The organism is Paenibacillus sp. FSL R10-2771 (assembly GCF_038000205.1).
Lineage (GTDB): Bacteria > Bacillota > Bacilli > Paenibacillales > Paenibacillaceae > Paenibacillus_AQ > Paenibacillus_AQ phytohabitans.
On record NZ_JBBOBM010000001.1, the window covers coordinates 2,900,649 to 2,925,746 of the forward strand.

Annotated in this window: 24 protein-coding genes; 17 read left to right on the forward strand and 7 right to left on the reverse strand. The window is 45.2% G+C overall.

The features are described 5' to 3' along the window. Positions 1 to 132 precede the first annotated feature (132 nt). The gene (locus NSU14_RS12635; RefSeq protein WP_336101481.1) at positions 133 to 1,161 is read right to left on the reverse strand and encodes a hypothetical protein; all 1,029 of its coding nucleotides are present in this window, start codon (positions 1,159 to 1,161) and stop codon (positions 133 to 135) included. Positions 1,162 to 1,329: 168 nt separating this feature from the next. On the opposite strand from NSU14_RS12635, the gene NSU14_RS12640 reads away from it, so the two are divergent. The 3 genes from NSU14_RS12640 to NSU14_RS12650 all read left to right on the forward strand — a co-directional run bounded on the left by NSU14_RS12640 (position 1,330) and on the right by NSU14_RS12650 (position 3,278). Then, positions 1,330 to 1,560, forward strand: coding sequence for a hypothetical protein (locus NSU14_RS12640; RefSeq protein WP_336101480.1), 231 nt, complete (start codon positions 1,330 to 1,332; stop codon positions 1,558 to 1,560). A gap of 197 nt (positions 1,561 to 1,757) precedes the next feature. Then, positions 1,758 to 2,582: a hypothetical protein gene (locus tag NSU14_RS12645; RefSeq protein ID WP_340945106.1), complete on the forward strand. Its 825-nt coding sequence runs from the start codon at positions 1,758 to 1,760 to the stop codon at positions 2,580 to 2,582. A 42-nt stretch (positions 2,583 to 2,624) separates the two neighbouring features. Next, on the forward strand, positions 2,625 to 3,278 hold the full coding sequence (locus tag NSU14_RS12650) for a hypothetical protein (protein WP_340945107.1): 654 nt from the start codon (positions 2,625 to 2,627) through the stop codon (positions 3,276 to 3,278). 123 nt (positions 3,279 to 3,401) lie between these two features. Here the strand turns inward: NSU14_RS12650 and NSU14_RS12655 are convergent, their stop codons facing one another. Further along, the gene (locus NSU14_RS12655) at positions 3,402 to 3,674 is read right to left on the reverse strand and encodes a helix-turn-helix domain-containing protein (protein ID WP_336101476.1); all 273 of its coding nucleotides are present in this window, start codon (positions 3,672 to 3,674) and stop codon (positions 3,402 to 3,404) included. An 862-nt stretch (positions 3,675 to 4,536) separates the two neighbouring features. On the opposite strand from NSU14_RS12655, the gene NSU14_RS12660 reads away from it, so the two are divergent. The 9 genes from NSU14_RS12660 to NSU14_RS12700 all read left to right on the forward strand — a co-directional run bounded on the left by NSU14_RS12660 (position 4,537) and on the right by NSU14_RS12700 (position 13,339). Then, positions 4,537 to 5,580 carry a DUF4062 domain-containing protein gene (locus tag NSU14_RS12660; RefSeq protein ID WP_340945109.1) on the forward strand — a complete coding sequence of 348 codons (1,044 nt, stop codon included), beginning with the start codon at positions 4,537 to 4,539 and terminating at the stop codon, positions 5,578 to 5,580. A 1,371-nt stretch (positions 5,581 to 6,951) separates the two neighbouring features. Beyond that, entirely contained in the window at positions 6,952 to 7,461 is a 510-nt protein-coding gene (locus NSU14_RS12665) for a GNAT family N-acetyltransferase (RefSeq protein ID WP_039299018.1), read from the forward strand. Positions 7,462 to 7,576: 115 nt separating this feature from the next. After that, the gene (locus NSU14_RS12670) at positions 7,577 to 8,608 is read left to right on the forward strand and encodes a hypothetical protein (protein ID WP_340945112.1); all 1,032 of its coding nucleotides are present in this window, start codon (positions 7,577 to 7,579) and stop codon (positions 8,606 to 8,608) included. A gap of 81 nt (positions 8,609 to 8,689) precedes the next feature. Further along, positions 8,690 to 9,091 carry an RrF2 family transcriptional regulator gene (locus tag NSU14_RS12675; RefSeq protein ID WP_076243033.1) on the forward strand — a complete coding sequence of 134 codons (402 nt, stop codon included), beginning with the start codon at positions 8,690 to 8,692 and terminating at the stop codon, positions 9,089 to 9,091. Between the two features lie 105 nt (positions 9,092 to 9,196). Then, on the forward strand, positions 9,197 to 9,850 hold the full coding sequence (locus tag NSU14_RS12680; RefSeq protein WP_340945118.1) for an MBL fold metallo-hydrolase: 654 nt from the start codon (positions 9,197 to 9,199) through the stop codon (positions 9,848 to 9,850). A gap of 24 nt (positions 9,851 to 9,874) precedes the next feature. Continuing rightward, the gene (locus NSU14_RS12685; protein WP_340945120.1) at positions 9,875 to 10,981 is read left to right on the forward strand and encodes an AbrB family transcriptional regulator; all 1,107 of its coding nucleotides are present in this window, start codon (positions 9,875 to 9,877) and stop codon (positions 10,979 to 10,981) included. 287 nt (positions 10,982 to 11,268) lie between these two features. Then, complete coding sequence (locus NSU14_RS12690) at positions 11,269 to 11,898, forward strand: TetR/AcrR family transcriptional regulator (RefSeq protein ID WP_340945123.1); 630 nt, start codon at positions 11,269 to 11,271, stop codon at positions 11,896 to 11,898. Between the two features lie 35 nt (positions 11,899 to 11,933). Next, entirely contained in the window at positions 11,934 to 12,812 is an 879-nt protein-coding gene (locus NSU14_RS12695; protein ID WP_340945125.1) for a hypothetical protein, read from the forward strand. Between the two features lie 41 nt (positions 12,813 to 12,853). After that, positions 12,854 to 13,339 carry a flavodoxin domain-containing protein gene (locus NSU14_RS12700; protein ID WP_340945127.1) on the forward strand — a complete coding sequence of 162 codons (486 nt, stop codon included), beginning with the start codon at positions 12,854 to 12,856 and terminating at the stop codon, positions 13,337 to 13,339. Between the two features lie 379 nt (positions 13,340 to 13,718). Here NSU14_RS12700 and NSU14_RS12705 read toward each other — a convergent pair whose 3' ends face one another. Next, positions 13,719 to 14,654, reverse strand: coding sequence for a Gfo/Idh/MocA family protein (locus NSU14_RS12705; RefSeq protein WP_042137774.1), 936 nt, complete (start codon positions 14,652 to 14,654; stop codon positions 13,719 to 13,721). Between the two features lie 118 nt (positions 14,655 to 14,772). On the opposite strand from NSU14_RS12705, the gene NSU14_RS12710 reads away from it, so the two are divergent. Further along, positions 14,773 to 15,729: a helix-turn-helix transcriptional regulator gene (locus tag NSU14_RS12710; protein WP_340948933.1), complete on the forward strand. Its 957-nt coding sequence runs from the start codon at positions 14,773 to 14,775 to the stop codon at positions 15,727 to 15,729. Positions 15,730 to 15,909: 180 nt separating this feature from the next. On the opposite strand, the gene NSU14_RS12715 is transcribed toward NSU14_RS12710, so the two are convergent. Continuing rightward, a complete protein-coding gene (locus tag NSU14_RS12715) occupies positions 15,910 to 17,151 on the reverse strand; it encodes an MDR family MFS transporter (RefSeq protein WP_340945131.1) in 1,242 nt (413 codons plus the stop codon). Between the two features lie 142 nt (positions 17,152 to 17,293). On the opposite strand from NSU14_RS12715, the gene NSU14_RS12720 reads away from it, so the two are divergent. After that, the gene (locus NSU14_RS12720) at positions 17,294 to 19,069 is read left to right on the forward strand and encodes an ABC transporter substrate-binding protein (protein WP_340945134.1); all 1,776 of its coding nucleotides are present in this window, start codon (positions 17,294 to 17,296) and stop codon (positions 19,067 to 19,069) included. A gap of 142 nt (positions 19,070 to 19,211) precedes the next feature. Then, the gene (locus tag NSU14_RS12725) at positions 19,212 to 20,198 is read left to right on the forward strand and encodes a cation diffusion facilitator family transporter (RefSeq protein ID WP_340945137.1); all 987 of its coding nucleotides are present in this window, start codon (positions 19,212 to 19,214) and stop codon (positions 20,196 to 20,198) included. Between the two features lie 105 nt (positions 20,199 to 20,303). On the opposite strand, the gene NSU14_RS12730 is transcribed toward NSU14_RS12725, so the two are convergent. Beyond that, complete coding sequence (locus NSU14_RS12730) at positions 20,304 to 20,477, reverse strand: hypothetical protein (RefSeq protein ID WP_179093450.1); 174 nt, start codon at positions 20,475 to 20,477, stop codon at positions 20,304 to 20,306. Between the two features lie 353 nt (positions 20,478 to 20,830). Between NSU14_RS12730 and NSU14_RS12735 the strand changes: the two genes are divergently transcribed. Next, positions 20,831 to 22,051: an aminotransferase class I/II-fold pyridoxal phosphate-dependent enzyme gene (locus tag NSU14_RS12735; protein ID WP_340945140.1), complete on the forward strand. Its 1,221-nt coding sequence runs from the start codon at positions 20,831 to 20,833 to the stop codon at positions 22,049 to 22,051. A gap of 12 nt (positions 22,052 to 22,063) precedes the next feature. Here the strand turns inward: NSU14_RS12735 and NSU14_RS12740 are convergent, their stop codons facing one another. Next, positions 22,064 to 23,392 carry an outer membrane protein assembly factor BamB family protein gene (locus NSU14_RS12740; protein WP_340945141.1) on the reverse strand — a complete coding sequence of 443 codons (1,329 nt, stop codon included), beginning with the start codon at positions 23,390 to 23,392 and terminating at the stop codon, positions 22,064 to 22,066. Positions 23,393 to 23,627: 235 nt separating this feature from the next. Here NSU14_RS12740 and NSU14_RS12745 point away from each other — a divergent pair, with 235 nt between their 5' ends. After that, positions 23,628 to 23,984 (forward strand): hypothetical protein, encoded by a 357-nt coding sequence (locus NSU14_RS12745; RefSeq protein WP_052770023.1) that lies wholly within the window; start codon positions 23,628 to 23,630, stop codon positions 23,982 to 23,984. Positions 23,985 to 24,111: 127 nt separating this feature from the next. Here the strand turns inward: NSU14_RS12745 and NSU14_RS12750 are convergent, their stop codons facing one another. Beyond that, the gene (locus NSU14_RS12750) at positions 24,112 to 25,062 is read right to left on the reverse strand and encodes an alpha/beta hydrolase (protein ID WP_076243045.1); all 951 of its coding nucleotides are present in this window, start codon (positions 25,060 to 25,062) and stop codon (positions 24,112 to 24,114) included. Positions 25,063 to 25,098 lie beyond the last annotated feature (36 nt).

A 25,098-nucleotide genomic window follows, 5' to 3' on the forward strand; every position in this document is an offset into this window, starting at 1 on the left:
TAATTGAAATTCTTCTTCATTTACAGGTACATGTACATCTATTGAATACAGATGCATGTACTTTTTTATTGGATTTAACGAATTTGGGATAAAGAAAAAGCCCACTTGTGAGTAGGCTAATAAGAGGAGCTACTAATATTGTATGGCGGTAACAATCCCATCTTCTAAATATATATATCTGTAGTTTGAATAAACCCATTGCTCAGATACTCTATATTCTGTAATTGTTTTATTTACATCTTTTGGTGTACCCCATTTCGAATTAATCACTTCATCTGCGGTCATTCCGATAGAGGGGGAAGGTAATGTTGATTCGGCTTCTTTCTCACTTGTAGATTTAACCGACTTATATTTCTTTTGATTAAGATAATCTTCTTTCCATTCTTCTTTATTTTTCATTTGAAGCTTTTGTTCTAAAATCACATCAGAAAATTTTCCATTATAATCTATTGGAATTTCGTTTAAATAATAAAACATCATATCATCATCACCATCTTGCCCACTAACAACTGATTCGGCAAAATTATAGAGGGCAGAAAAATCTTTATTTGTGTCTTTCAACATTACAGTTTCTGAAATAACAGTGTTAAAATCACCTTGATTTATTGCATTTTCTATTTTGTTCCATGTCACCAATTCTAATTTTTTATTTTCTTTAACTTTTAGCGCTTCATTGATTTCCGCTAACGAATTATAGTAATCATTTCGTTCCTTCTGAAACACTTCAACAAATTTGGTTGTCTGATCTTTAAATTCACCAGAGTAATCTTCAAGTTTGAGTTTGTTTATCTTAGCCAAAATAGGTTCATACAATTTAAGTTCATCATTACTGTTACTTAAATCTGCAAATTCTATTCTGATTTCAATATACGATTTTAACAATTCTAAATCTGCAACATTATGTGAAGTAATGTCTGATGTGTACTTTTTTGCTTCAGTCCACTTTTCTTCAGTTATGTATTTATAAAGAGTGATTTGCTCTATAGAAGGAGGGATAGGGGTGGCAATCGAAGATGTTGTTATTTCATCAGTAGGGGCAGTTTCAATTATCTGAGTAGAACTATTATGTTTCTCTTGTTGGGTTCCATTGCACCCAGTAAGTCCCATCAAAATTATCAATCCTATAATAGCCAATGTGTTTTTATTTCTTGATATATTCAAATCAAACCTAAACCTCCAAAGTGTTTTTCCTAAATTCTACCACTCTAAATATATCAGGTATATAGCAACTCTCACATTTCGCAATACTTTAGCAACCAAATATTAGATGCTAACGTACTATCTTCCGTGGTAAAATATTACTAAAATACTTAGATGGGGGATATTACAATGAATAAATTTGAATATGGACAACTCTCAAAACGGATTGACAGAATAGGATATATGTGGACTTTTTATCTTATTGGATCTGAAAGAGGGTTTGATGATAATTTAGAATTTTTAGATGTTCTAAATATATTAGGACAAGAAGGATGGGAACTTGCAATTAAGGAATCAAGTAATAATGATACTGGTGAAAGAGAGTATATACTTTATAGAGAATTATCTGGAAATGAATAATCTTTTTATACTCTCATTCTCTGTAGCTACTGGTTCAATCATTATGTTGGTACTAAATCTGATATTCTTCACTAATAGTTTTGCCACTACAATACTTGGTGCATCTACAGTGCTGAACTGTGCTGTATTAGCAACTTACTATAAAGAGGAATCATTGGAAGCTTTGAAAAGGTTGTTTGGAAGGAAGTGATAGATAAGTGTGGGAGCAGTTAGCGGGATTATCCATAAAAACATTAAGTTGGGGCGGTTTAATTGCTTTTCTAGCAGCTCTAATTCCAGTAGTGAAAAAAATACAGCCTATTACTACACTAACTTCATCAAATTTTGAAAGGACATTGCTAACAAAAGAGAAGAGAATGCTGGTAAAGTTATTTAGGTTTATAATACAGTCAATAATCTACATGGCAGTTATCGGATTCTTGCTTTATTGCTTTTATGGGTTGTACTCCAACACATATTTTGAAATTCCTAAAAAAATTATGATTGTGTTACCGAATGTCTTTTCATACATATTGGTTATTTCTAGTATGATTTTGATTAACACAAGCATTTCTGAAAAAAGTCTTATAGAGAGGATAACAAGTAATAAGAAAATTCATGCTATAACATTTCTGATATTATTATCTGTATTTATATTATCTGCTACGCTTTTTATCCCCTTGCTATTTGCTCCACTTTTAATTAATGGGGGGATTAAATATAGCAACAATTCTGAACTATTTGCTGTCTTCTTGGTGTTTGTAATGATTTTCTTCGTTTATAGTATTGTAATAATGGGTGGAATGAAATTTTCGCTTACACAGTTTGAAAAAAAGAGAAATATGGAAAGTGGGGATTACTTTTATATCCAAGAGAATGATACTTCTGAGAAATGGTATGTATACTATCCGACAAGTGATGATTTGTACTTATTAGGAGATACACCTTCAACTAAAGAAACTAATGTGTTTAAGACAATGGCAAAGAAAGAGCTGTTAACACAAAAAATTCATGTTCAAAGGCTACAGGAAGAAACCGAATAATTAATTACATAGAATATCCTATAGTTGATGAGGTGAGGATTTATGGATAGTAAAACTATAGTTACTACAACAAGGTTTCTTACACTGATTACAGAACAAAATATAAGTAATATTGAGAAAATACATAATCAAGTAAGAAAAAGTAGGTTCATTGGAATTAATCTGTTCTTTATTTTAAGTCTATTCTTAATACTAACATGTATTTATTTGTTATCTTTAGGAACTGTAAATAATAAAAATTATTTTATTCTAATTCCTATAATTGTAATGTCTCCAGTATTTCTTATTGTAAGTCAAAATAAAAGTCTGAATGAATTTATAAAAGCTATTACGGCAATTGTGTATTGGATCTCTCTTGAAATTTTTCTTGGTGGAATATTGTATGTTTCTATAACTATTTATGGTTTTAATTTTAATATGGAAATATTAATTGGCTGTTTTTTTTCAATTATCCTAATTTCTTTTGGCTTATATTTCTTATTTTCAATGTCCAAGAAAATATCAGAACTATGGATACAAACTTTTTTCAACAAGAAGTATTTGTTAACTGCTAATCTTATTAATGGTCAAAATGTAGCTGGTAGACTCGTGACAATCACTAGAAAAGGAGATTATATTATTAATCCTGCTGAAGATAGTTGCGACTTATTAATAAAAAATGTAGCAATTAGCACCTTGTCGATTCAAGAAATTTGAATAAACACAAGCTCTGAGACAATTCTCTAGGGCTTTTTCTTTGTGTATGTAAGGTTGAACCTCGGACCATTGGTCATTAATTACAACAAGTTGTGTAAGCTATGAATGGTATTCCAGTATGTACTATTCGTTTGGTGATTCATTGGTAATATAGTCAATTTCCTTTATTTCAAATAGATCATTCGGAGTAATATCAAAGTATTTGCACAACTTTACTATCAATGAAGCTGGAATGCGTTTGTTTTCCATATCCTTGTTATGTAAGAGGTCAATAATCGTTGATCTTCGGTGGCCTATGTCTTCTGATAGTTTGTTTGTAGATATATCGTACTTTTCAAGTAGTTCGCCAAGCTTACAATACAAAATATAATTGTTCTCATTATCTTCTTTAAACATTTATATTCCCCCAATTTTATTATTTAGTGCTTGTGCGTTAAACGGACATATGATATATTGTCTTTAGGATAATTGTACGTTAAACGAACAATTTAATAATACCATTTAAAAATAGGAATGTCACCATATTCCTCTATTTAGTCATGCCCATGTGTCCAATCCACCAAACTACAACCAAAAGGGAGATAACAACGATGGAAACAGATTACTATACGACAAGTTGCTTTAGCTATTAATATCAATCAATCAGCCTTTATGATTATGGATGAAATGGAAACAGTGTTAGATACTCAAAGTGAAATGAATGGGTTTATGGAGTATACAATTGGATTGGATTGTAATCAGCCTAGAGATAGACGCGAGGTAGGTAACATACTCAAGAAGCTCAGAAGTCAGAAGCAACTGGATTACAGCCTATCGCTATCCGAGTTTTTATACTGGCATGAGATTGATCCTGTGTTAGCGCTCAGTCATTTGCTGGTCGAGAAAATCAAGCCTATACATATTAGAAGAATCAAATAATACATAGTAAGTCCTAAACAGATATATGAGCGGCATGTGAAAAATCCAGATATGTGTCTGTTTGGCCTATTACATCTGATGTAGTTGATAAACGACAAGAGGGGAAGGGATATAGTGAAGCGTTATAGAACGGGAAGGCTGCTAAATGGCAAATTGTATGTAAAGACGAAGGGGAATAACTGGATTGAGTTGAAGGGAATCATTGGATTGATGAAACTGGAAGGCTGTCACTGATTAATGGTGATGGTCTTTTTTTATGGATACATTTATTATATTTGTATGATGAACCCTGTAACATATTGTATAATTATCTGGAGAAATATACATAAGGAGAATGTACATGAAGAAGAAGCTCCAGGTTTTTATATCGTCAACATACACAGATATGATTGAGGAACGACAAGCGGCTGTCTCAGCGGTTCTTAATGCTGGTCATATTCCTGCTGGTATGGAGCTGTTTAAGTCTGGTGACAAGTCCCAAAAGGTGACTATACAACGTTGGATACAGGAATCTGATGTGTACATGCTTATCCTGGGTGGGAGATATGGAAGTATTGATGAAGAGACGGGAAAGAGCTATACACACTGGGAATATGATTATGCTGGCGAATTAGGAAAGCGTAGATTTGCGATTGTGATAACAGATGATAAATTGCTTGAGAAGACAAAAGTAGATCCGAATAATAGGGAATATGAACACTATAAAGAGTATCAAGCCTTTAAGACTGAAGTGTTAGGGAATATTTCTAAATTCTATGAAGACTTAAAGGACATCAAATTAGCAACAATGGAATCTCTGAAGGAGTTTGAATCAGACGATAGCTTGATTGGATGGGTTAAGGCTGATCAAGTGGGCAATTCAGAAGAGACATTAAAAGACAATGTGGCCCTGTTAAAGGAAAATGCAGAGTTGAAGGTTGAATTAGAAAAGGCAAAGGAGCAGCAGAAACAGAAAGTTATGATTGGTGATTGGGATTATGACGAATTGAAAGAGACACTGATGAGGATAAGGTTCAAATTACCCGAAAATTTGTCAGATAAACAAGAAGAGATTAGTGCCTTACAATTTTTCATTCAATATTCAGAGAAATTAAGTATAGGGGTCAACAACAGTCCAAGCAGTAAGGGAACAGAGAGACTCACTATTTTTCTTAGAATTGCACCGAAATATTTACCATACGGATTATTAGAGAAAGTAAAAGTGGCGAATGCGGCTTGGGAAAGAATTCAGACATCGAAAGAAGGGCATAAATTTTTAGCCATATATCAAATGGAAAATGCAAGAGAAGATTCTATATCGAAAATTAAACCGAGAATAAAAACTTCAGGGACAAGACCAAAAGCAAAAGTAAGTACAGAAACTGATACAGGTGAAAGCGTGTAAATACGCCTATATAACACTTCGACTCTGCGATTATAGTTATTCATTCGATGCGTATTTTAAATTACAAGAACCCTTATAAATTAAGGGTTTTTTCTTATGTGTATTTATTGAATGAATATACATTATAATGCATAAATACTGCATAAATATCGAATATTATGTATAAATCCGCCATCTCATGCACGATAATGATTTCGATGCCATAAATACTGGCTATTTTGCGCTACTAGATTACGCATAAACGTATACGTAGCATAGCTTCTTTCCTCAATTTTCGATAATGTATCTCGATTCATCGCATACATACTCCATCAACTCCTTATGGTACTCCGTATCGGTAAACCCATTGCCACATATGGGAATGCTAATCTCGCTTCTGCTTTATTTTCCACATATGTGTGGAATTCTGTACCCTAAACAGCAATAAAGCCTTGTGCAGCCTACAGTTTACCGATAAGGAGTAGCTTGAATTAGCATAAAACCCAATGTTTATATGGAAATGTAGTTGAAAACCTACGATTACCGATAAGGAGTTGAAGCTGCTTCATGGGAATAACCGCGCGCGGTCAATGGAGAGTAATGGTTATGGTCTCATTTGAAATGATGGCACCTAATAAATCTAAATTACAAGATGACTTGTAATATGAAATAGGTATCTTTGCTTATGAATCTCTTCTATATATCTATTTCACAGCAAAATCACTCTAAAATTATAATGCCACATAACAACAATTATGTTGCATGATGGTCTAATTATTAATTCGCAGATATATGTAACACCACTTAATTTATAGAAAATCAGACAATATTCAATGCAACATAATTGCTGGTACCATGATTAATAAATGCTGAAATTATTTTGATGCTGCTAATTCAAAATGCTTCCCTGACTCCTGTATGACATTGAGACGGTAAGATAATATTTCATATAGACAATCTAATTGTAAATATAAATTATTTAAAGATAATATTTAGAAATTAATTGTGTCTAAAGCAAAGATCATGTACTTAGAACGGAACTCATCAGAATTAAAATCGATACATTGGCAAACAGTTTTACAAGGTGTATTTGTTTGTTAATATAAGAAGAAGTAAAATAGTAAGTGTAGTTGAAGACAAATTTATGAGCTGATCAGGCTATTTAGATAAGACCTTGCTTCTCAAGATTTATAACATTTTTCATTCTCGAGCATAAAAAAATCATTTGAGTGCCTATGAAATGTTGAGGAAATGAAACGAAAAATTGCACAATTTAACTAATGATAAGATGAATAGCTAAAATGGGTAAACTTATAAACATAAGCTTAGACACATAACCTTGTATGGTAAATGTGTCTAAGTTAGTGTTATCAAACGGCAGAGGTGAACCTGATGGAACTTGGAATCGAGCTGGTTCCTAAAGAGCAGAAGCAGATTATAAGCAGATTAATGCAGTTCTATTTGTATGATTTTACGCGGTACCTGGAGCTGCAGGTGGACCGTGATGGATTGTTTCCGTCTTATCCCGGGCTGGAGGCCTACTGGAACAGCGGTCTAAACAAGTTTGCCTACTTATTCACGGTAGACGGCAATATTGCCGGCTTTGCGCTTGTAGACCGGCTACTGCGTGATCCGGAGGGACAGTTCTATATGACGGAGTTTTTTGTGATGCAGAAATACCGCCGCAGCGGCGTAGGAACCTGGGCTGCACACCGGCTGTTCGATATGTTCCCCGGCGACTGGAAGGTCTCGCAGATCCGTGCGAATACGCCTGCGCGTAACTTCTGGCACCGGGTGATCGGTTCCTATACAGGAGGGGAGTTCCAGGAGAGGTTCAACTCCCGGCAAGGCAACCCCAGCCAATACTTCAGCACATTAAATACTAATAGGATTAAGAAATAAATGCGGAATGCCTTAACATGGATGAATTCACTGGTTCATCACATACAATTCCCAGAATGGCGCGCAACTTTAAGGCGCTTCCAGCGTCTGGTAAATGAGGTGATCACAAATGTCCATGTGTAAAAGTGCACTCGGAGCGGGCTGCATTACAATGGTATTAGCGCTCAGCACAGGCTGCGGCAACGGGGCAGAGATTAATTCGTCCGGTGCCGGGGGGATGGCACAGCCGTCCGCAACGACAGCTGCAGTATCCGTTACTCCATCTCCAGCCCCTGCTACCCCGGCAGTAATTCAAACAGAACCGCCTGCGATCAAATCAGTCGCGCTGATTCCGGCAGTACTGGATTATAGCGAGAGCGGCAGAGGATATGTGATTAAGGGAGAGGTTGTACAAGCTTCATTCTCGGCAGATCAGATTTTGCCTTTGGGGCTGTTCATGCCCGAAACGATGGTGCGGTTTGAACAGGACGGAAGGACTGCCTGGGGCACACCGGATAAACAGAATTATATTACTTTAATTAAACTTGATGGAGCGGATACGGCAGCTGGTGATGGAGAATTTGGGCCAGGCAATGATCTGGTGCTGCTGAAATATAAGGAATACCTCGGAAGCAAAGTAGAAGAAAGCAAAGTAAAAGGAAGCCAGACGGCCGAAGCATTCAAATTCACGGCGAAAGATCAGGCTTACAGGGCGGAAATCCATATACAGGATGAACAACGTACAACTTTGCTTCCTGTGTTCATTGATATGCTTAGAGCTGTTGAATATATGAAGAAGCAACCGCCCATCACTCCGGGTGTGTTCTTAACAGCGCCGGATGTAGGAAGTGATCCCGGGAAAAAGCAGGCGCTGCAGGAAACGATGGACTGTCTTGAAGCCTGGGCGGCAGGGGATAAGGAGAAATTCGACTCTACTCTGTACTCACCGCAGCTTAATGAAGCTCTGCAGTTTTTTCTGGATCATAAGAATGTCTATCATTTCTCCGAATTGACCGTCCGGGGCATTCCTATGGAAGGGGCCAAACGGGCTGCCTTCATCGTCAGCTATACCCGGATGACTTCAGAGGGATATATTGTTGATGGAGCTAATGAGATCTCTCTGCTCAAAAACAAGCAAGGTGAATGGAAGATAGCTAGTATTGATTAGCCGGTTAATAAGGTTGTATGCAGATATTAAGTGTGCTATGATTTGCACATATTAGTAGCAGTGAAGGAGTTAGTACTTCCCATGGCAGAGCTCAAACGATTTGGTTATGGATTGCAGGCGTTAGTCGTGCTCGCTTCAGCTAAGGAGCAGTACTCAAGCAGGGAGATTGCTGAACAGATCCGCTGCGAGCCGACAGCGCTGCGCAAGATCCTGTCCCGGCTTACTGAAGCCGGTTATATTGAGGTACGTCAAGGCCGGGGCGGAGGCTATATGCTGGCTAAACAACCCGGAGATATTACCCTGGCAGAGGTATACCTGTCCATGCATGATGATGTACCTATGCTGGACGGCATGCTGGACACTACCGGCAATCATTTGTTTGGACAGAAGGTCCGCCAGTCCTTCGATCAGATTATGACGGATATCCGTTTCCAGGTTGAGCATGTGCTGAAATCCTATACGGTTGCTGATTTGGTGGAGTGACGGCTGAGATTCCGTGGCCGTTCTCCAAACACATGCTTTTTTTGATTTAAAATGTGCAAATAAATGCACAATTTAATAGCACTATTCAATTATGGAGGAGATTAAATGAGAATACACTGGTTTGGACACTCCGCATTTCAGCTAACATCTGAGCAGGGGACGGTAATTCTGATTGATCCGTACGGGAAATTCCTAGGCTACCGGATGCCCCGGGTTAGGGCGGATATACTGGCAGTCACCCATGATCATAAGGATCACAATCAGGTTCATATCGCTGAAGGCGACTACGAACTAATTAATAACCCAGGGCATTTCAGTGTAAAAGGAGTGGAGATTCATGGGGTGCCCACTTATCATGATAATGTTGAAGGGGCCAAAAAAGGCAGCAATACGGTCTTTGTCTTCACCGTCGACGGACTGCGGATTTGTCATGCCGGTGACCTCGGCCATATTCTGACCCCAGGGCAAGTGGAGCAGATAGGGGAGGTTGATGTGTTGATGATTCCTGTCGGCGGAAGAATGACGCTGGATGGTACTGGAGCAGCGGCAGTGGTGAAGCAGCTGCAGCCGGCAGTTGCCATTCCTATGCATTACAGCACCAAAGCGCTGGGACTGCCCGGCCGGTTTTATTTTGCCAAAGCGGATAAGTTCTTGCAGGCTGCAGGCCGGCCTGTTAACGTTGTAGAAGAGCTGGTGATTACCGGTGAGACCCTTACCGGACTGAATCACATCTATACTCTCCAATATGAACCAAGCTGAATGGGCTGGAAAAGAGGATTGTTGATGTCAACCCTATCTGTGACCCGGCGTAAACCGCTATATGTTCTGATTACCCTGATTACCGCTTTGGCTGGCGGGGGGATCTTTATGCTGCTGCATCTGCCGCTGCCTTGGCTGCTCGGCCCTATGATCGCTGTGCTGACCGGTTCCAATCTAAGTAAGCAAGTATATATCTGGCCCGGACAAATACGGAATACCGGGATGATTATTGTCGGCTATACAATTGGACTCTCGTTGATCGGTTCTGCACTGAATCAAATAGCTTATCAGCTGCCCTCTATGCTGCTTATGACTACACTTCTGCTGCTGTTCTGCGCCGGAATTGCGGTAATTGTATCTAAGGTGTCGGGGACCAACTACAAGACCATCCTGCTGGGAAGTATCCCCGGCGGCTTAACCCAGATGCTGGTGCTGGCCGAAGAGTCGGAGGATATCAATCTTACGGTTGTAACCGTCATTCAGGTGGTCCGGCTGATGATGATTATTATCTGTGTGCCGCTGCTGATCTACAGTCCCTTGTTTGCCAGCCATGCTGGCGGGGGAGAGAGTACATCTCTTCTGGTTGAAACTGCGGCCGGGTGGGGAGCGCTATTCCCGAATATCTTTTATTTTGGCGTGGCTTGTACGGTATGCGGAATTGTAGGCCAAAAGATTAAATTTCCCACCGCGTATCTCCTCGGTCCGGCTATTATTACGGCTATTCTGCAGATCAGCGGTCTTCAGGGGCCCACGCTTCCGGATGTTCTGATCAATGCCGCGCAGCTGATGATTGGGGTATATGTCGGACTGCTGCTCGATCCGCGTAAGCTGAACAATAAACTGCTGACACTATCGCTGGCTGTATGCAGCGGGGCAGTGCTGATAGCAGGGGCGTATGGCCTGAGTCTGCTGTTCGCTTATCTGGATTCGGTATCATCAGCAACTGCGTTTCTCAGTCTTGCTCCCGGAGGGATGGATCAGATGAGTCTGATCGCGCATGAGGTAGGGGCGTATTTGCCAACGGTGGCGGGCTATCAGTTATTCCGGACGTTTTTCATCTTTTTTGCGGTTCCGCCGTTGTTTAAATTGATCTTCCGGGAGAAAAAACGCAAGACAGCAGCAGTTAGTTAACATAACTATGATTATGTTAACTAACTGCTGCGTTTGGTCAGCTAAAGCGGAATTGAAGTGAAAAGAGAACTTAAAAAGAGAACTAAAAGTGAACTTAAAGCAAAGCTTGGGATGCCCTCCGGGGGCTGTCCCAGGCTTTTTCTGCACATGCAATTGGGGAATTTCTCAAAATGTAAAAATAGTCACATCTTTTAAGGTATCCCGGTGCATATAATCTGTATTGAACAGTGTTTAAAAACATTACAGTGTTAAATTAAATAACACCTTGTTAAAGGAGTCTTACAATCATGGGCAAAGAAGAGAGACAAGAGCAGGAACGGAAAGCGATGCGCAATTTAATTCTGACAACGGCTGGTGAACTAGTGGCCGAGAAGGGGATTGAGCAGCTGTCTATCCGCAAGATTGCTGAACGGATGGAGTATTCCGCCGGGATCATTTATCACTATTTTCAGGGAAAAGAGGATATAGTGGAGCAGCTTCTTCAGCAGGGGTACATGAAGTTGATGGGCGGGCTAACAGCCGGATCAGACACTGTGCGGAGTGAAGTATCGGCTGAGGATAACTTAAGCCAGTCGCTGTCACAGTTTATCCGGATGACCACCGCGGAAGGATCACAGTACCGGAATGTGATGCTTAATGATTCGCCTGCTGTACTTAAACATACTGCAGTACTGCATAAAGGGGCTGCACTGGAGCGTAATGCGATCAGCATGCTCTGCAGGACTCTACGCCAATTCAGAGGGATGGCAGCCCGCAAAGAGGAGGAAATTGAACTTACTGCCCAAGTGATCTGGAGTGCGGCATTTGGACTGATCATGAGGCTGAGCGTCGAGAAGAATCTGCCGGAGGAGCAGAAGGAGGCGCTGATTGCCCGGCATATCGAGGTAATGCTGCTTATTGCAGGGAGTCGGGAATGAGTTTTTACGATTATTCGGCTAAGGGGTAGAAGGCGATGGGGTATAGACGGTCAGTTGGCATTTTAACGGGATTAATTATTATCCTTGCGATAGCCGCGTCGGGGTACGGAATACTGTCAGGTCACGGACCGGGGGAGAGAGGGAGTTCTGAATCATTTACCTCAATCCGGGGTGAGAAGGTCGAATTATATGGTAGTGGAATCTATAAAAATGATTCAATTTCCGTCGTTGCCCAGGCCAAAGCCCAGGATGGAGTTACACTGGTACTGGGGGTTCCTTTGCTGCTCGTTTCACTTGTTATGAGCATCAGAGGGCGGGTCAGAGGGCGGCTGCTGTTAGCTGGAGCCTTAGGATATTTTACATATACTTATGCGTCTTACAGCTTCCTGTCTATGTACAATAACCTGTTTCTAATCTATGTAATATTGTTCTCATCCAGCTTATTTGCATGTATTCTGACCCTGCTGTCATTAGAGAAGGAGAAGGTAGAACGTTTCTTTAGACCAAGTTTACCGGCACAAAGCATAGGTGTATTCCTGCTTTTCACCTCATTAATGATCATGTTGTTATGGCTGGGCAGGCTCGCTGGTTCTTATCGCCAAGGGATAGCACCTGAAGGATTGGAGCATTACAGCACATTGGTGATTCAGGCACTCGATTTAGCCATTGTTGTTCCGCTATCTTCAATTACCGGGGTACTGCTCATTCGCAGACGGCCTTATGGTTATCTGCTTGCTTCTGTAGTCATAGTAAAAGCTGCGGCCCTGCTAACCTCCATCACTGCCATGATCATTGGGATGCTGAGGGCGGGAGTAAGTGTATCTACAGTAGAGCTGATAGCGTTTCCTGCGTTTAATTTAGGTGCTATTGTTTGTTTATACCTTGTATTAAGCAATGTACAGGAACCGGGATAGTCTTCAAACCCATTTACCATAGATAAGGAGCGGCGGATAATATGAGTAATAGAACACTGATTTTATATGCAGGCAAGTATGGATGTACCGAGAAAGCGGCATTTCTGTTGAAATCGAGGCTTGGAGAGGCTGAGGCTGTGAATCTAAAGTATGCCAAAGTGCCGGCGCTGGCTGCCTATGACACGGTGATTCTGGGCGGTTCCATCTACTACGGTACAATCCGTAAAGAAATGGCGGCATTCACTTCCAAAAACGTACAGGAGCTGTCGGGTAAGCGGCTCGGGTTGTTCATCTGTGCAGGGATGACAGGGGAGAAAGCGGAGCAGGAGCTTCAGCAAGCTTATCCGGAGGTTCTGTACAAGAAGGCACTTGCCAAGGAAATCCTGGGCGATGAGATTTATCCGGAGAGAATTTCAGCACTGGACAAATGGGTTCTGCGGATGGTCAAGGGGAAAGGGAATGAAGCTGGAGCTGGATTATCGATGAATAAGCTCGAAGGATTCGCGCGTGCAATGACAGTGAGTTAGATTGGCTACAAGCAAACGGCAGGGGCTGGAATGATACAGTTTCTGTAAAAGAGCGGCAGCTAAGGGAATTGATCCTGTGCAAAGAGCTGCCGCTGCATTGATTTTGGGAAGATATAGCATTCAACTCTATTTAGGGTAACATAAATATAATTATGTTAACTAACAAACTGTATTTATCTCTAAAAATAACAGACCGTCCCCTTATATATTATACTATTTCAACATATGAAAAATTCATAATAGGAAAGCCTTCCCCAATTACTCCACTTAGCTACCTCACTCGCCTGCAAATTAAATATGTACCTATCCACAAATAGATAGAAAAAGGATGATATTACCACAACCAGCTACAGAAATAAACAGTATTTATTGCGATTAATTAACGGAGCTCTTCCGTCAATTTTGATGCCATTTCCAGTGACCTCAGCGCATGCTGCAGAGAAAGGATGGAGTCCGTACCGTCCTGCAGACATTGGAGTGCATGGCGTAAGCTTTTTTCATAAGGATTGTTAGGAGGCAATGGAATACTCTCTTTGCCTATAGACGTATATGCGGTTAAGCTGGCCTCTATATCCCCGTTCGCATAACCGACCTCGTGGAACACCAGCTTCGCCTGATCGAAATAAGCTTCATAACCGACGGTAAAAGGATAAGACTCCGGCATCTGAGAAGAGACAATCAGCTGTGCGCTCACCTCAGATTGAAGGAAGGAAGCATGCACCAATGCTTCACCGTCTTTAGCTCCAGAGGTACCCCAGACCGCAGAAGGTGCAGGTGAATCCAGCAGCCATTCGATGAAATCCAGATCATGAATCATCAGATTAGCTGCGATCTTGGAGAGGCCCAGGTCCCCCCATAGCGGTGCCGTTTCCCGGCGCAAGGTGACTTGCAGCAATTTGCCGTATGTAAGCTCTTGAACTGCCTTATATAAGTACTCATAGGCATAATCGAATTTGATGAATTGATTGACCAGAATTCTCCGGCCGTATTGCTGTTCAGCCAAGAGCATCTCCCGTGCATCTTCCGGCTCCAGGGCAACCGGCGTTTCGCAAAATACATGCTTCCCGCGTCTCAGTGCCTCCACAGCATAAGTCTTATGAAGCGCAGAAGGCAGACAGATATCTATTACATCCAACCCGGGATCAGACATTATATCTTCTATAGACAATGTGATCTCTACCCCAAGCTCTTCCTTCAGCTTCAGCAGCTTGGCTTCATTTCGTCCGAAGACGACCACACGGTCTGTAGACTCCAGTTGCTTCAAGATCGATGCATGATATGCTCCAAAACCTGTTCCCAATATGCCAATATTCATTTACAGCAGCTCCTTAGATTTGATACATTCATCATAACGTCCTATTGTTGACAACAGAGTGGCAAGAATAGAGTTGTGAAATGATGCGTCTTTGAAATGTAGAAAAAGGAGGGATATGATGCGGCTGCACCGCTTGATTGCAATTCTTTTATTGGTTGAATCCAGGGGCAGGATGAAGGCAGCTGCTCTGGCAGAGGCCCTCGAAACGTCCGTCCGCTCCATTTACAGAGATATTGATGTCCTGGCTGAATCGGGCATTCCTCTCGTTACCACAACCGGGCCGAACGGCGGAATTTCATTGATGGAGGGCTATACGGTGAATCTGCGGCGGCTGCATGGCGAAGAGGTGGTTCAGCTGTTTTTGACAGGGATGGGGATGCCAGCAGGCGGTTCGGGCGAGACCGGTATTCTGCTCCAAAATGCTCTGCTGAAGCTCGAAGCAAGCTTGCCCGCTCCTTATCAGGAGGATATCCGTACCGCGCAGAGCCGTTTTCTGTTCGATGATACACCGTGGTGGAGTGATCGGGCGGTAGTGCCATATCTGGAGGCGCTGCGCACTGCGGTGTGGCGAGGCAGACGAATTGAGACGAAGTACCGCAAAATGAATGGAGATCTCTCCTGCCGGAAGCTGCATCCCTATGGACTTGTTGTCAAGCAGGGCGAATGGTATCTGGCCGCTTATTGCGAGGGCGCGGAGGCTGTTCGTACGTTTAAATGCGAGCGGTTTGCCGCGGTGTCGTTAATAGAGGGAACCTATACTATCCCTGAACACTTCTCCCTGCAGGAATACTGGAAGGAAGGAGAGCTTGCCTTCATTAATGCCAGCAAAGCACGGGAAATCTACCCCGTAGTCATCCGCACGCCAGTGCATAATCAGGGGATCAGTAAGAGGTTAGAAGTTATGAATACGGAACCAGAGGGTGAATTCCAGATCATCACTGCGAATATGTACGACTATGAGACTGCGTGTGAGAAGGTGCTGCCCTTGCTCGTCCAAGCTGAAATTATGGAACCGGCAGAGCTTCGGGAATACATTGGCAGTCAGGTGCGTATATGGAATAAAATGTATTGTTGAGATTGATATTGTTGTGAAATGGTAACATAATTAATATTATGTTAACTTATTAATAGTGAGTGGTTGTTAAGCAATAGCTCGCGAGTGAATTTATGGTAGCATGTTAGTGTTATAGAGACAGGTAGTCAAAATAATCCCCAGACCTAAGCTTCTCAGCGGGGTCTGGGGATTAGTCATGTCTTAGGCACTTAAGTTAGCCTTATTGCCAGCTTCGGCAAGCTCTCTGCTCCGGAGCCTTTTGTGCGCCGTAATCAGGAAAGGCAGACCCAGCGCGGTAGTCAAAGCCAGCGGCACGAATACGGCCGGACCATTCGCCGTACCGAATTGATCGAGCAGCAGGCCTCCCAGAATAGGCGCCATTACATTGCCAAGGTTATTGAAGCCGATGGTGCCGAAATAAGTACCTTTCCACTCCGGACGGGCAATCCGGTCTATCAGCATATCCATCATCGTGAAGAGCAGGACTTCCCCGACTGTGAACAGCACGACACTGAACATAATGAGCGCGACTCCGCCAGGCATGCCAAACAGCAGCAGACTGAGAGCAACGCAGCTATTACCCAGGATCAGAGGAATGACCGGCGGGAATTTGCTGGCTGTACGGACGATCGGATACTGCACAATCAGCACCGTTACCGCATTCAGAGACAGCATGTAGGAGAAGAGCTGTTTGCCATTACTGAAATGGGGGTTGTTCGCCAGATATTGCGCCAGTGTTGAACTGAAGTGCCCATATCCCAGCACGCAGAAGATCGTACCGAGCAGAACGGGCAGGAAGACCTTATCCCTTCCGGTGGTGGACAGCGCTTCAAGCAGCTTCGGTGTACGGGCTTCGCCATGAACCGGCAGGCTGGCACGGTGTACAGAGAATTGCAGGAACAGTACAAGTCCATAGGCGATATAGACGATCCCGGCGATCATGAACGGGAATGTGGATTTGGCTGAGCCCAGCTGCAGGCCAATGATCGGCCCGAATACCACACCCAGATTGACCGCTGCATACCGCAGATTGAAGACCAGCAGCTTGTGATCCGGAGGTGTAATATCCGAGAGTAAAGCCCGCGAGGTCGGTTCGAATACTGCACGGCATAGCCCATTTAGCGTATTGACGAGGAAAAAGACCCATAAATGCTGCGCGGCTGAGAAGCCGAAGAATACGCAGGCCCAGCCGAACACGGAGACCAGCATAACGATTTTGCGGCCGATCACGTCAGATATGTAACCGCCGTAGAAGCTGATCAGAACACCTGCCAGAGAGCTGACGGCTACCGTAAATCCTGTTTGGGTGGCAGTAGCGCCCAGGACTTGTGTCAGGTAAATCGATAGAAAAGGGATACTCATGGAGGTGACCAGCCGGCCAAACATCGTTCCGATGATAATGGTCCAAGCCAGAGGATGAATGTGCCGCAGATGCTGTTTCATAGAATCAGATGTCTCCTAATCGGGTGATTGAATTTGGCGAATGCTTCTTGATGCTGAATTAAGTATAATTGTATAGATAAAAGGATGAAATAAAAGTGTAAGAATTTCATGTGACTTTTCACCTTTAAAGGAGCCTGGATATATGGACAATAGCAGCATGAATTATCTCTGTTTGGCCGCAGCTTTAGACCCGGCTTTCAGTATACAGCAGCCCATTCCGGTCACTATTGAGCAACTAACCGGCATCCTGTGCTGCACGCCGCGCAATGTAAAGTTTATTCTGCGGAAGCTTGAGGAACAGCAATTGATCACATGGATACCCGGCAGAGGCAGAGGGAATTATTCGCAGCTGACGTTCCTGCGCAGTGTGGACGAGGTGCTGGAGGAGAAGTTTCAGGACATGGTCCATAAAGGCCGGATTAAACCGGCGATCGAGTTAATTGGCCAATATCAGGTGAACGAGCCGCTTAAGGAACGCCTGCTGGCAGTACTCGACAAACAAATGGGCTTCTGGAGTGAGCCGGACTCCACATCCGGGCAGGAGGTGCTGCGGATTTCCCGTAACCGCCCGATGGAGAAGCTGGACCCGGCGATGGTGTACACAGCTTTTGAAACCTATTTGCTGGGGCATATTTGCAGTACATTAATTACCTATGATGCAGAGAATGGCAGCTTTCTGCCTGGGCTGGCGCATACTTGGGAGGCCAATCCGGACAGTACAAGTTACCTGTTCTATTTGCGTAAGGGGGTAAGGTTTCACCACGGACGGGGGATGACTTCACGGGATGTCAAAGAGACCTTGCAGCGTCTGACCGATCTGAATAGTCCGGCGATCAGCCATTTTAAGGATATCTGTCATGTCGAGCTGGAAAGTGATTATCGAATCCGGTTTGACCTCGTGCAGCCCAATACCTTTTTTCTGCATCTGTTCAGTTCAATCTATATGTCTATTCTGCCTTATGATGTGGATTTCGCCGCTAATCCGGTAGGGACGGGGCCATATCAGGTACTGGATCTAAATGAGGATGTACTGGTGCTCGGTGCATACGACCTCTATTACGGAATCCGCCCACTGCTGGACCGGGTAGAAATCTGGTATTTACCGCATTTGGGATCGAGTGTCCGCCAGTATCAGCTTACGGATGCCGGGCACAACCCGCTTCCTGCCGGGGAAGAGCAGGGCCATAGCATTGATTACCCGGCCTTGGGCTGCCGCTATATCCTGTTTAACTTTAGAAGAGAAGGACTTCACCATCAGCAGGCTGTACGGCAAGCGTTACGGATATTGTACAATCAGCCGGCCATGATCCGGGAGCTCGGGGGCAACCGGATTATGCCGGCGGACAGCTTTTTACCCTGGAAGAGTAATCAGCAGGAGTTCAGAGAGCCATTGCTTGAGGAAGCAAAAGCGCTGCTTCAGGCTGGCGGCTACGGTGGAGAAGTGCTGACGATTGCCTGCCGGAGCCGGAAGGAGGATCAGGAGGAGGCTATATGGCTGCAGGAACGCGGCGGGAGGATCGGACTTAAGCTCCAGCTGCATCCTTTGACCGAATACGATCTCGCAGATATCATGGGCTATGCTGACTTGCTGATTGCCGAAGAGGTGCTGGAGGATGACTGGCAGTGGGGGATGATCAATTATTTCCGCAATGAGTCGAACTATCTGCATGATCTGCTGCTGGATCGTCAGAAACTGGCGCTGCAGCGGGTACTGGAGCATTTCTCCCGACTGCCTGCTGAAAAGCGGGCGGAGCTGCTGGATCTGGCAGAAGACCAATTGCGCGACAACTGCTGGGTGCTCTATGGCTGCCATATGAACAAAAAAGCGCAGCTTAGCCAAAACCTGTTCGGACTGCAGACCGGCTCTTTCGGATTTCTGGATATTTCGAAGCTATGGGTTAAATCGGGATTCCAGTAATTCAACCTCCAACTCACCGCAGCTGATAGAAAATTGCCGCATGGGGTAAATAGATACATAGACCACGGCGGGAGCCGTACGAAATCAGCTGCGGAGGCGTCTGCCGGATTTCGGTATATGAGCTTAAGGAGGCTGCCGGATAATGGAGCAGACAAACGAAAGCATAAGAAGCTTAATCAAGAAGGGCAATAAATCCTCAGGCTCGGCTGCTATCGGCAATACAGGGATTGCCATCGTTAAGGGAATCGCTTTTGCACTGACAGGCAGCGGTTCAATGTTTGCCACAATGATGCATTCGATTGCCGACGCTGTGAATCAGATGTTTGTATTTACAGGCAGTGTGCTGGCTGAGAAAAGACCGACACGCCGCTTCCCGGACGGTTTCGGCCGGGTGATTAACCTATTCTGTATGGTGGCCGTAATTGTCGTGACCATCATGGCGTACGAGACAATGCATGAAGGTTTCCATCTGCTGAAGCATCCGGCTACGGATTCGCAAGGCTACTGGATCAATGTGCTGGTACTTGTGCTGTCGATCGCGGCAGACGGATTCGTCTGGGTTAAGGCGATGAATGAGGTGCTGCATGAATCACGGGTTGAGGCCAAAGGGCTGGGCAAGTTCACGGCTTCCCTCAAAAATGTGAAAAGAGCCGCCCCGCCTACCCGGCTTGTCTACTATGAGGATCTGGTCGCAACAAGCGGCGGCCTGCTCGCCATGATTGCCATTCTGGTTACCGCTTTTACCAATTTCAAGCTGCTGGATGGTGTGAGCAGTATTCTGATTGCCTTCATGATGATCGGGGTGGCCTTCCGTGTAGGCTACGACAACATGGTCGGGTTGATCGGTGTGGCTGCACCGCCGGAGATTGAGGAGCGGGTGGCGAAGATTATTTTTGATGACCCGTGGGTGACGGATATTTATCAGATGCGGATTCTGCAGGAAGGGCGTTATTATCACGTCGAAGGACTTATCGAGCTGAAACGGGGAATGACGCTCGCCGATGCCGATGACATTAAGTTCAAGGTAAGGGACAAGCTGCTTGCAGACCCGCATATTTCGGATGTGACGCTCGGCATACTCGAGGATAATGGAATTCGGAACTGGGTACCGCAGCTTGATCTGCAATAGTCTCTGCTTAAGCTGGAACAGGAGAGAGGGTTTACTTGAAGAAACGGCTGCTTCCCCTAGGGGACAAGCAAGCCGTTTCTTTGTGCAGGCGAAGCCGGGATTAGCTCAGACCGCTGCCTGCTGCTTGCCGTCACATTTCTTGCAGACGGTGAGCTTCTCGCCCGCAGGACCTTTTCCGAAATACAATAGCTTAATACGGGTGCTCCCGCAGATCGGACAGGTGCCTCTTGCTCTGGAAGGAGTGCGCCAGAGTGCTTTACCGCGCTTGTTTTTGGCCATGATACGTCCCACCTTTGTAATGTATACCCCTATCCTATGCCCAGAGGGAACTTACGGTTCGGCCGGAGCTGAAATCATTTGAAAGGAAGAGAAGTCCGTTGAAAAAGGGGCTAAAATGGCCGAAATATGCCCCAAAAAAACAGCGTATAACATAAATTATACGCTGTTTCAGTTCTGAGGGACTTTTATATGAATTCAGGCACTAGTGATCAGCTCAAATAGAGTCAATTTCATAGAATAATAATATATTATTGTAATATAATCCCATTCGTGAAATTTGCTTAGGCTTTCCTGGTATCTGCGCTCTGAACGCATGCTATAATAATTGGAAAACAAATGCTGGAGGTATTGTATTGGCACATAGCAGCCCGAAACATAAATGGAGATCGGACAAGCTGTCTCATCTGGGGTCATCAATTTTTGCTGAGGTGGCCGCTTGGAAGGCGGAAGCACGAAAGTCTGGACTGGAGGTCATTGATCTCGGGATTGGCAGTCCGGACCGGGCTCCTCTGCCTGAAATCCGTCATGCCTTAAGCGAAGCAGTGCTGCGGGAGGACAGTTATTCGTATCCGGCTTCCAAAGGAAGCGATGCGTTCCGTAAGCAGGCGGCCAAATGGATGAAATGGCGTTTCGATGCTGAAGTTGATCCGGATGAAGAAATCGTAGCCCTGATGGGTTCGCAGGACGGACTGGCACATCTCGCACTCGCGGTCTGCAATCCTGGGGATCTGGCGATTGTGCCGGACCCCGGCTATCCGATCTATTCAGGGTCACTGGCTATAGCCGGCGTTAGAACGTGGCCGCTGCCGCTGCTGGAGGAGAATGCCTTCCGGCCCGATCTGGAGAGCATCCCTGATGAGGTATGGCGTGAAGCGGTATTTATATTACTCAGCTTTCCCGGCAATCCGATTTCGGTCACAGTAGATCTGGCTTACATGGAGCGGTTAGTAGAGCTTGCTCTCAAATGGGACATGCTGATCATTCATGACCTGGCCTATTCGGAGATGGGCTTCGATGGCTACCGGCCCGTCAGTATCCTTCAGGTCCCTGGAGCGCTGGATACGGCCGTTGAATTTCATTCCTTCTCCAAAAGCTTCAATATGGCCGGCTGCCGCATCGGCTTCATGACGGGCAATGCTCAGGCCGTTGGGGCGCTGCGGGAGCTGAAGAGCAATGTGGATTACGGTGTCTTCGATCCCATCCAGGAAGCGGCAGTCGCAGCGCTGGAACAGGCGATGACTTCCGGACCGGAGCAGGGAGTGGCTGCGCTGTATGAACGCCGCAGGAATGTTTTTGTGGAAGCCTTGGCATGTGAAGGCTGGAGTGTGCCATTGCCGGAAGCAACGATGTTTATCTGGGCGAGGCTGCCGGAGACCTATGGGGTGAACGGTGAAGCGGGAAGATCACAGAGCTTCGCTCATGAACTGCTGCTGAAGACCGGGGTAGCGGTAATTCCCGGAAGTGCTTTTGGCAGCCAGGGAGAGGGTTTCGTCAGAATAGCGCTGGTTGAGGATGAAGAGCGGCTTCTGGAAGCCGCCCGGAGGATAGGGGAGTTTCTGCGTACGAACGTTTAAACTTCGCGTATGTTACTGATATTCTTGTGGCAGGGCAACGGCTAAGATATGGTGTTCAGTAGGAATCAGCGCGGTTCCATGATCGATGGTTATATTGCCGAAGTATGGATACTTTGAACCGCTGTTGATCATCCCCAGCAGTGCGCCGGTATCGGAATGGTTAATCGAGATATAGCCATTCTTGTAAATGGCGAATACAGCCTTGCCAACGTGCTGCAGGTGCTCCACCTTGTCTGCCGGATGATCGAACGCAACGACATTGCCGTTCGCAATATTGATTCCGCTAATCTGTGTCTCATGCTGGAAGAAGGCCATTCCGTTCGCGGGACCGGCCAGCCAGTTGCCGAAGCTAGCATAGCTTGTGGGGGCCGTATCGGTATCCGCTCTACGCTTAAAGCGCGTAAGAGTATATCCATCCTGGTCGAGATTGCCGTCTGCCGTATAAACATAAGAGTTCTGGATGGAGGTAGCGGCTCTCCCCAATCTGGAGATGTCGTCCAGCGGATTATAGTTTTCCCGGCCGGAAATCTTGCCTGTAGCGGGATTCAGCTGTACCAGAGTCAGCTGGTAACCCGGCACGGCCGTTGCCGTATTCCCCGCTGCAGTCTTTGCCTGCTCACGGAGTAATAGTTGTCCATTCTGATAAGTTACATAACTATATACCCCCTCAATTCTCCACAGCCGCTTCCCGGTAGCCGGATCAAGGCCGTAGAATTGGGTGCGGATGTTATCGACCGTGCTGGAAACGACAAACACACCTGAATATTCTCCATAAATGGTCCCCGCATACATAGGAATATTCTTATTCTCCCATAGTTTCTTTCCGGTAACCGGGTTATAGGCCGCGACAACGCCGTACTCATTGGCAAAATAGACTTTTCCGTTAATCAGGCGGGCCTGTGCCCCAATCTCTATAGGCCGCTCCGACACCTTAACCTTCCAGATCAGCTTTCCGGTTGCAGCGGACACTTTGACGAGCTGTTCCTGATTGTCGATGAAGAATACGGAGTTATTCGTGACGATTTGCGGATGCGCCCCCTGTTTATAGGACCACTGAACTTTGCCGGAGGCTATATTTTTGGCGTAAAGCGTATTGTTGATGTCTGAGTAGTAGAGAATTCCGTTCATAATAGGCGGCTTGCTGTCATACATGCCCATGCCATCCGTGGCTACTTGCCACTTCAGCGGCAGCAGCTTGTCTTTGGAGACCGCAATGACTGCATTGTTCGCGGAAGCAGCGTATACAGTACCCGGCAAAAGTTCTGCTGAAGAGAGAGCGGTGACGGATGAGAGCAGGGAAAGGGCGAGTATGCTGGTGAGGATGGATTTCATTGGCGGCATCTGAGTCATCTCCTTGATGTGTCTTGTTCTAAATAGTAAGACGCCGGGAGCAAGGATTGGTTGCTAAAATAAGGAAGACAATATTGTAACCGGAGGTAAAGCCACAACGATAACCATAACCATAACTACAATCATAACAATAACGTAACATAACATACATTATGTTAACTAGGTAATTCGCTGAGCGGTATTTAGGGTAATAAGGAGCAACTACAGTTATCAGGAGGTTGCCTTTATGGGATTCAATTTCGGAGGCTTTGGCGATAAAATACAAGGATTAGTGGATACGTTCAAAGAGGGCGGAGTCGGTGAGCTGCTGCAAAAGCTTCCGCTAGATCAGCTGCCTGTCGATCAATTGCTGGAGAAGCTGCCGCTGGATCAATTGTTGTCGGGTTCTTTTCTGCAAAAGTTCACACCGTTCGAATCATTGACGGAGCTTCTGCAAAGCGGGGGATTCTCTGCCGGATCAGCAGAGGAGCTGAAATCGCTGCCGCAGGATCAGCTGAACGAGCATGTCACGAAAACTACCTCCTTCAGCTCACTGAAGGACATGCTGGTCAAAGCGGCGGAGTTCTATTCCCAGCGGAAGTAGCGCGTTTATCTCCATAATTAGACCAGCGGGAACTAGTCTAATTCAATAAAACAGCGGCAGCTCCGGATGTATATCATCCATGGCTGCCGCTGTTTTCATTATGTGATTTCGTATTTTAACGTAATCTCTATTGCTTGAGCCAGGCCGTTGCCAGCAGCAGGGCCCCTTTTTTGGCATGGGTCTCTGCCAGGGCGTTAAGCATCACGAAGTCGTGGATGATGCCCTGGAACCGCACTGCCGTAACCGGCACTCCTGCTTCGCGGAGTTTGGCGGCGTAGGCTTCGCCCTCATCCCGCAGCACATCTGCTTCGCCGGTGATGATTAAGGCTTCCGGCAGACCGCTCAGCTGCTCCAGGCTGGCCCGCAGCGGGGACGCGGTAATCTGTGCCCGCTCCTCCGGATCAGTGGTATACTGATCCCAGAACCATTTCATGCCGGTGCGCTGCAGGAAATATCCTTCGGCGAACAGGTGATATGATTCTGTATCGAAGGCTGCATCGGTCACCGGATAGAACAGCAGCTGCTTGGAGATTGCCGGACCGCTGCGTTCCTTGGCCATAAGTGTGATGGCCGCAGTCATATTGCCGCCAACGCTGTCTCCGGCAACGCTAAGCTTGGACGTATCCAGCCCGTAAGTGGAGCCTTCTTGGGCAATCCATTCCAGTACAGCGTAGATTTCTTCAATGGCTGTAGGATATTTGGCTTCGGGAGAGAGGCTGTACTCCGGGAAAACGACGGCAGCTTCGGCACCGACGGCCAGCTCGCGGATTAAGCGGTCATGCGTATGGCTGTTGCCGAATACCCAGCCGGCTCCATGAATATAGAGTATGACCGGGAGAGAAGTAGAAGCGGAGCCGATAGGACGGACAATTCGTACCTTCACCTCACCACCAGGTCCGCCGGATACCGTCAGATCCTGGATATCGGCTTCGGGCTTGAATATTTCACTGGATTGGACTGTATTTACCGTTTCGCGGCCTTTCTCAGGCCCAAGGTCGGGCAGAAAGGGAGGCTCGGAGTTGTCATCAGCGAATTTCTGGGCTGCAGGTTCGAGAACAATCTTCTTGTCTTCTGGCATGGTTTACAGTCTCCTTCTTAGATCTGATTTAGGTCA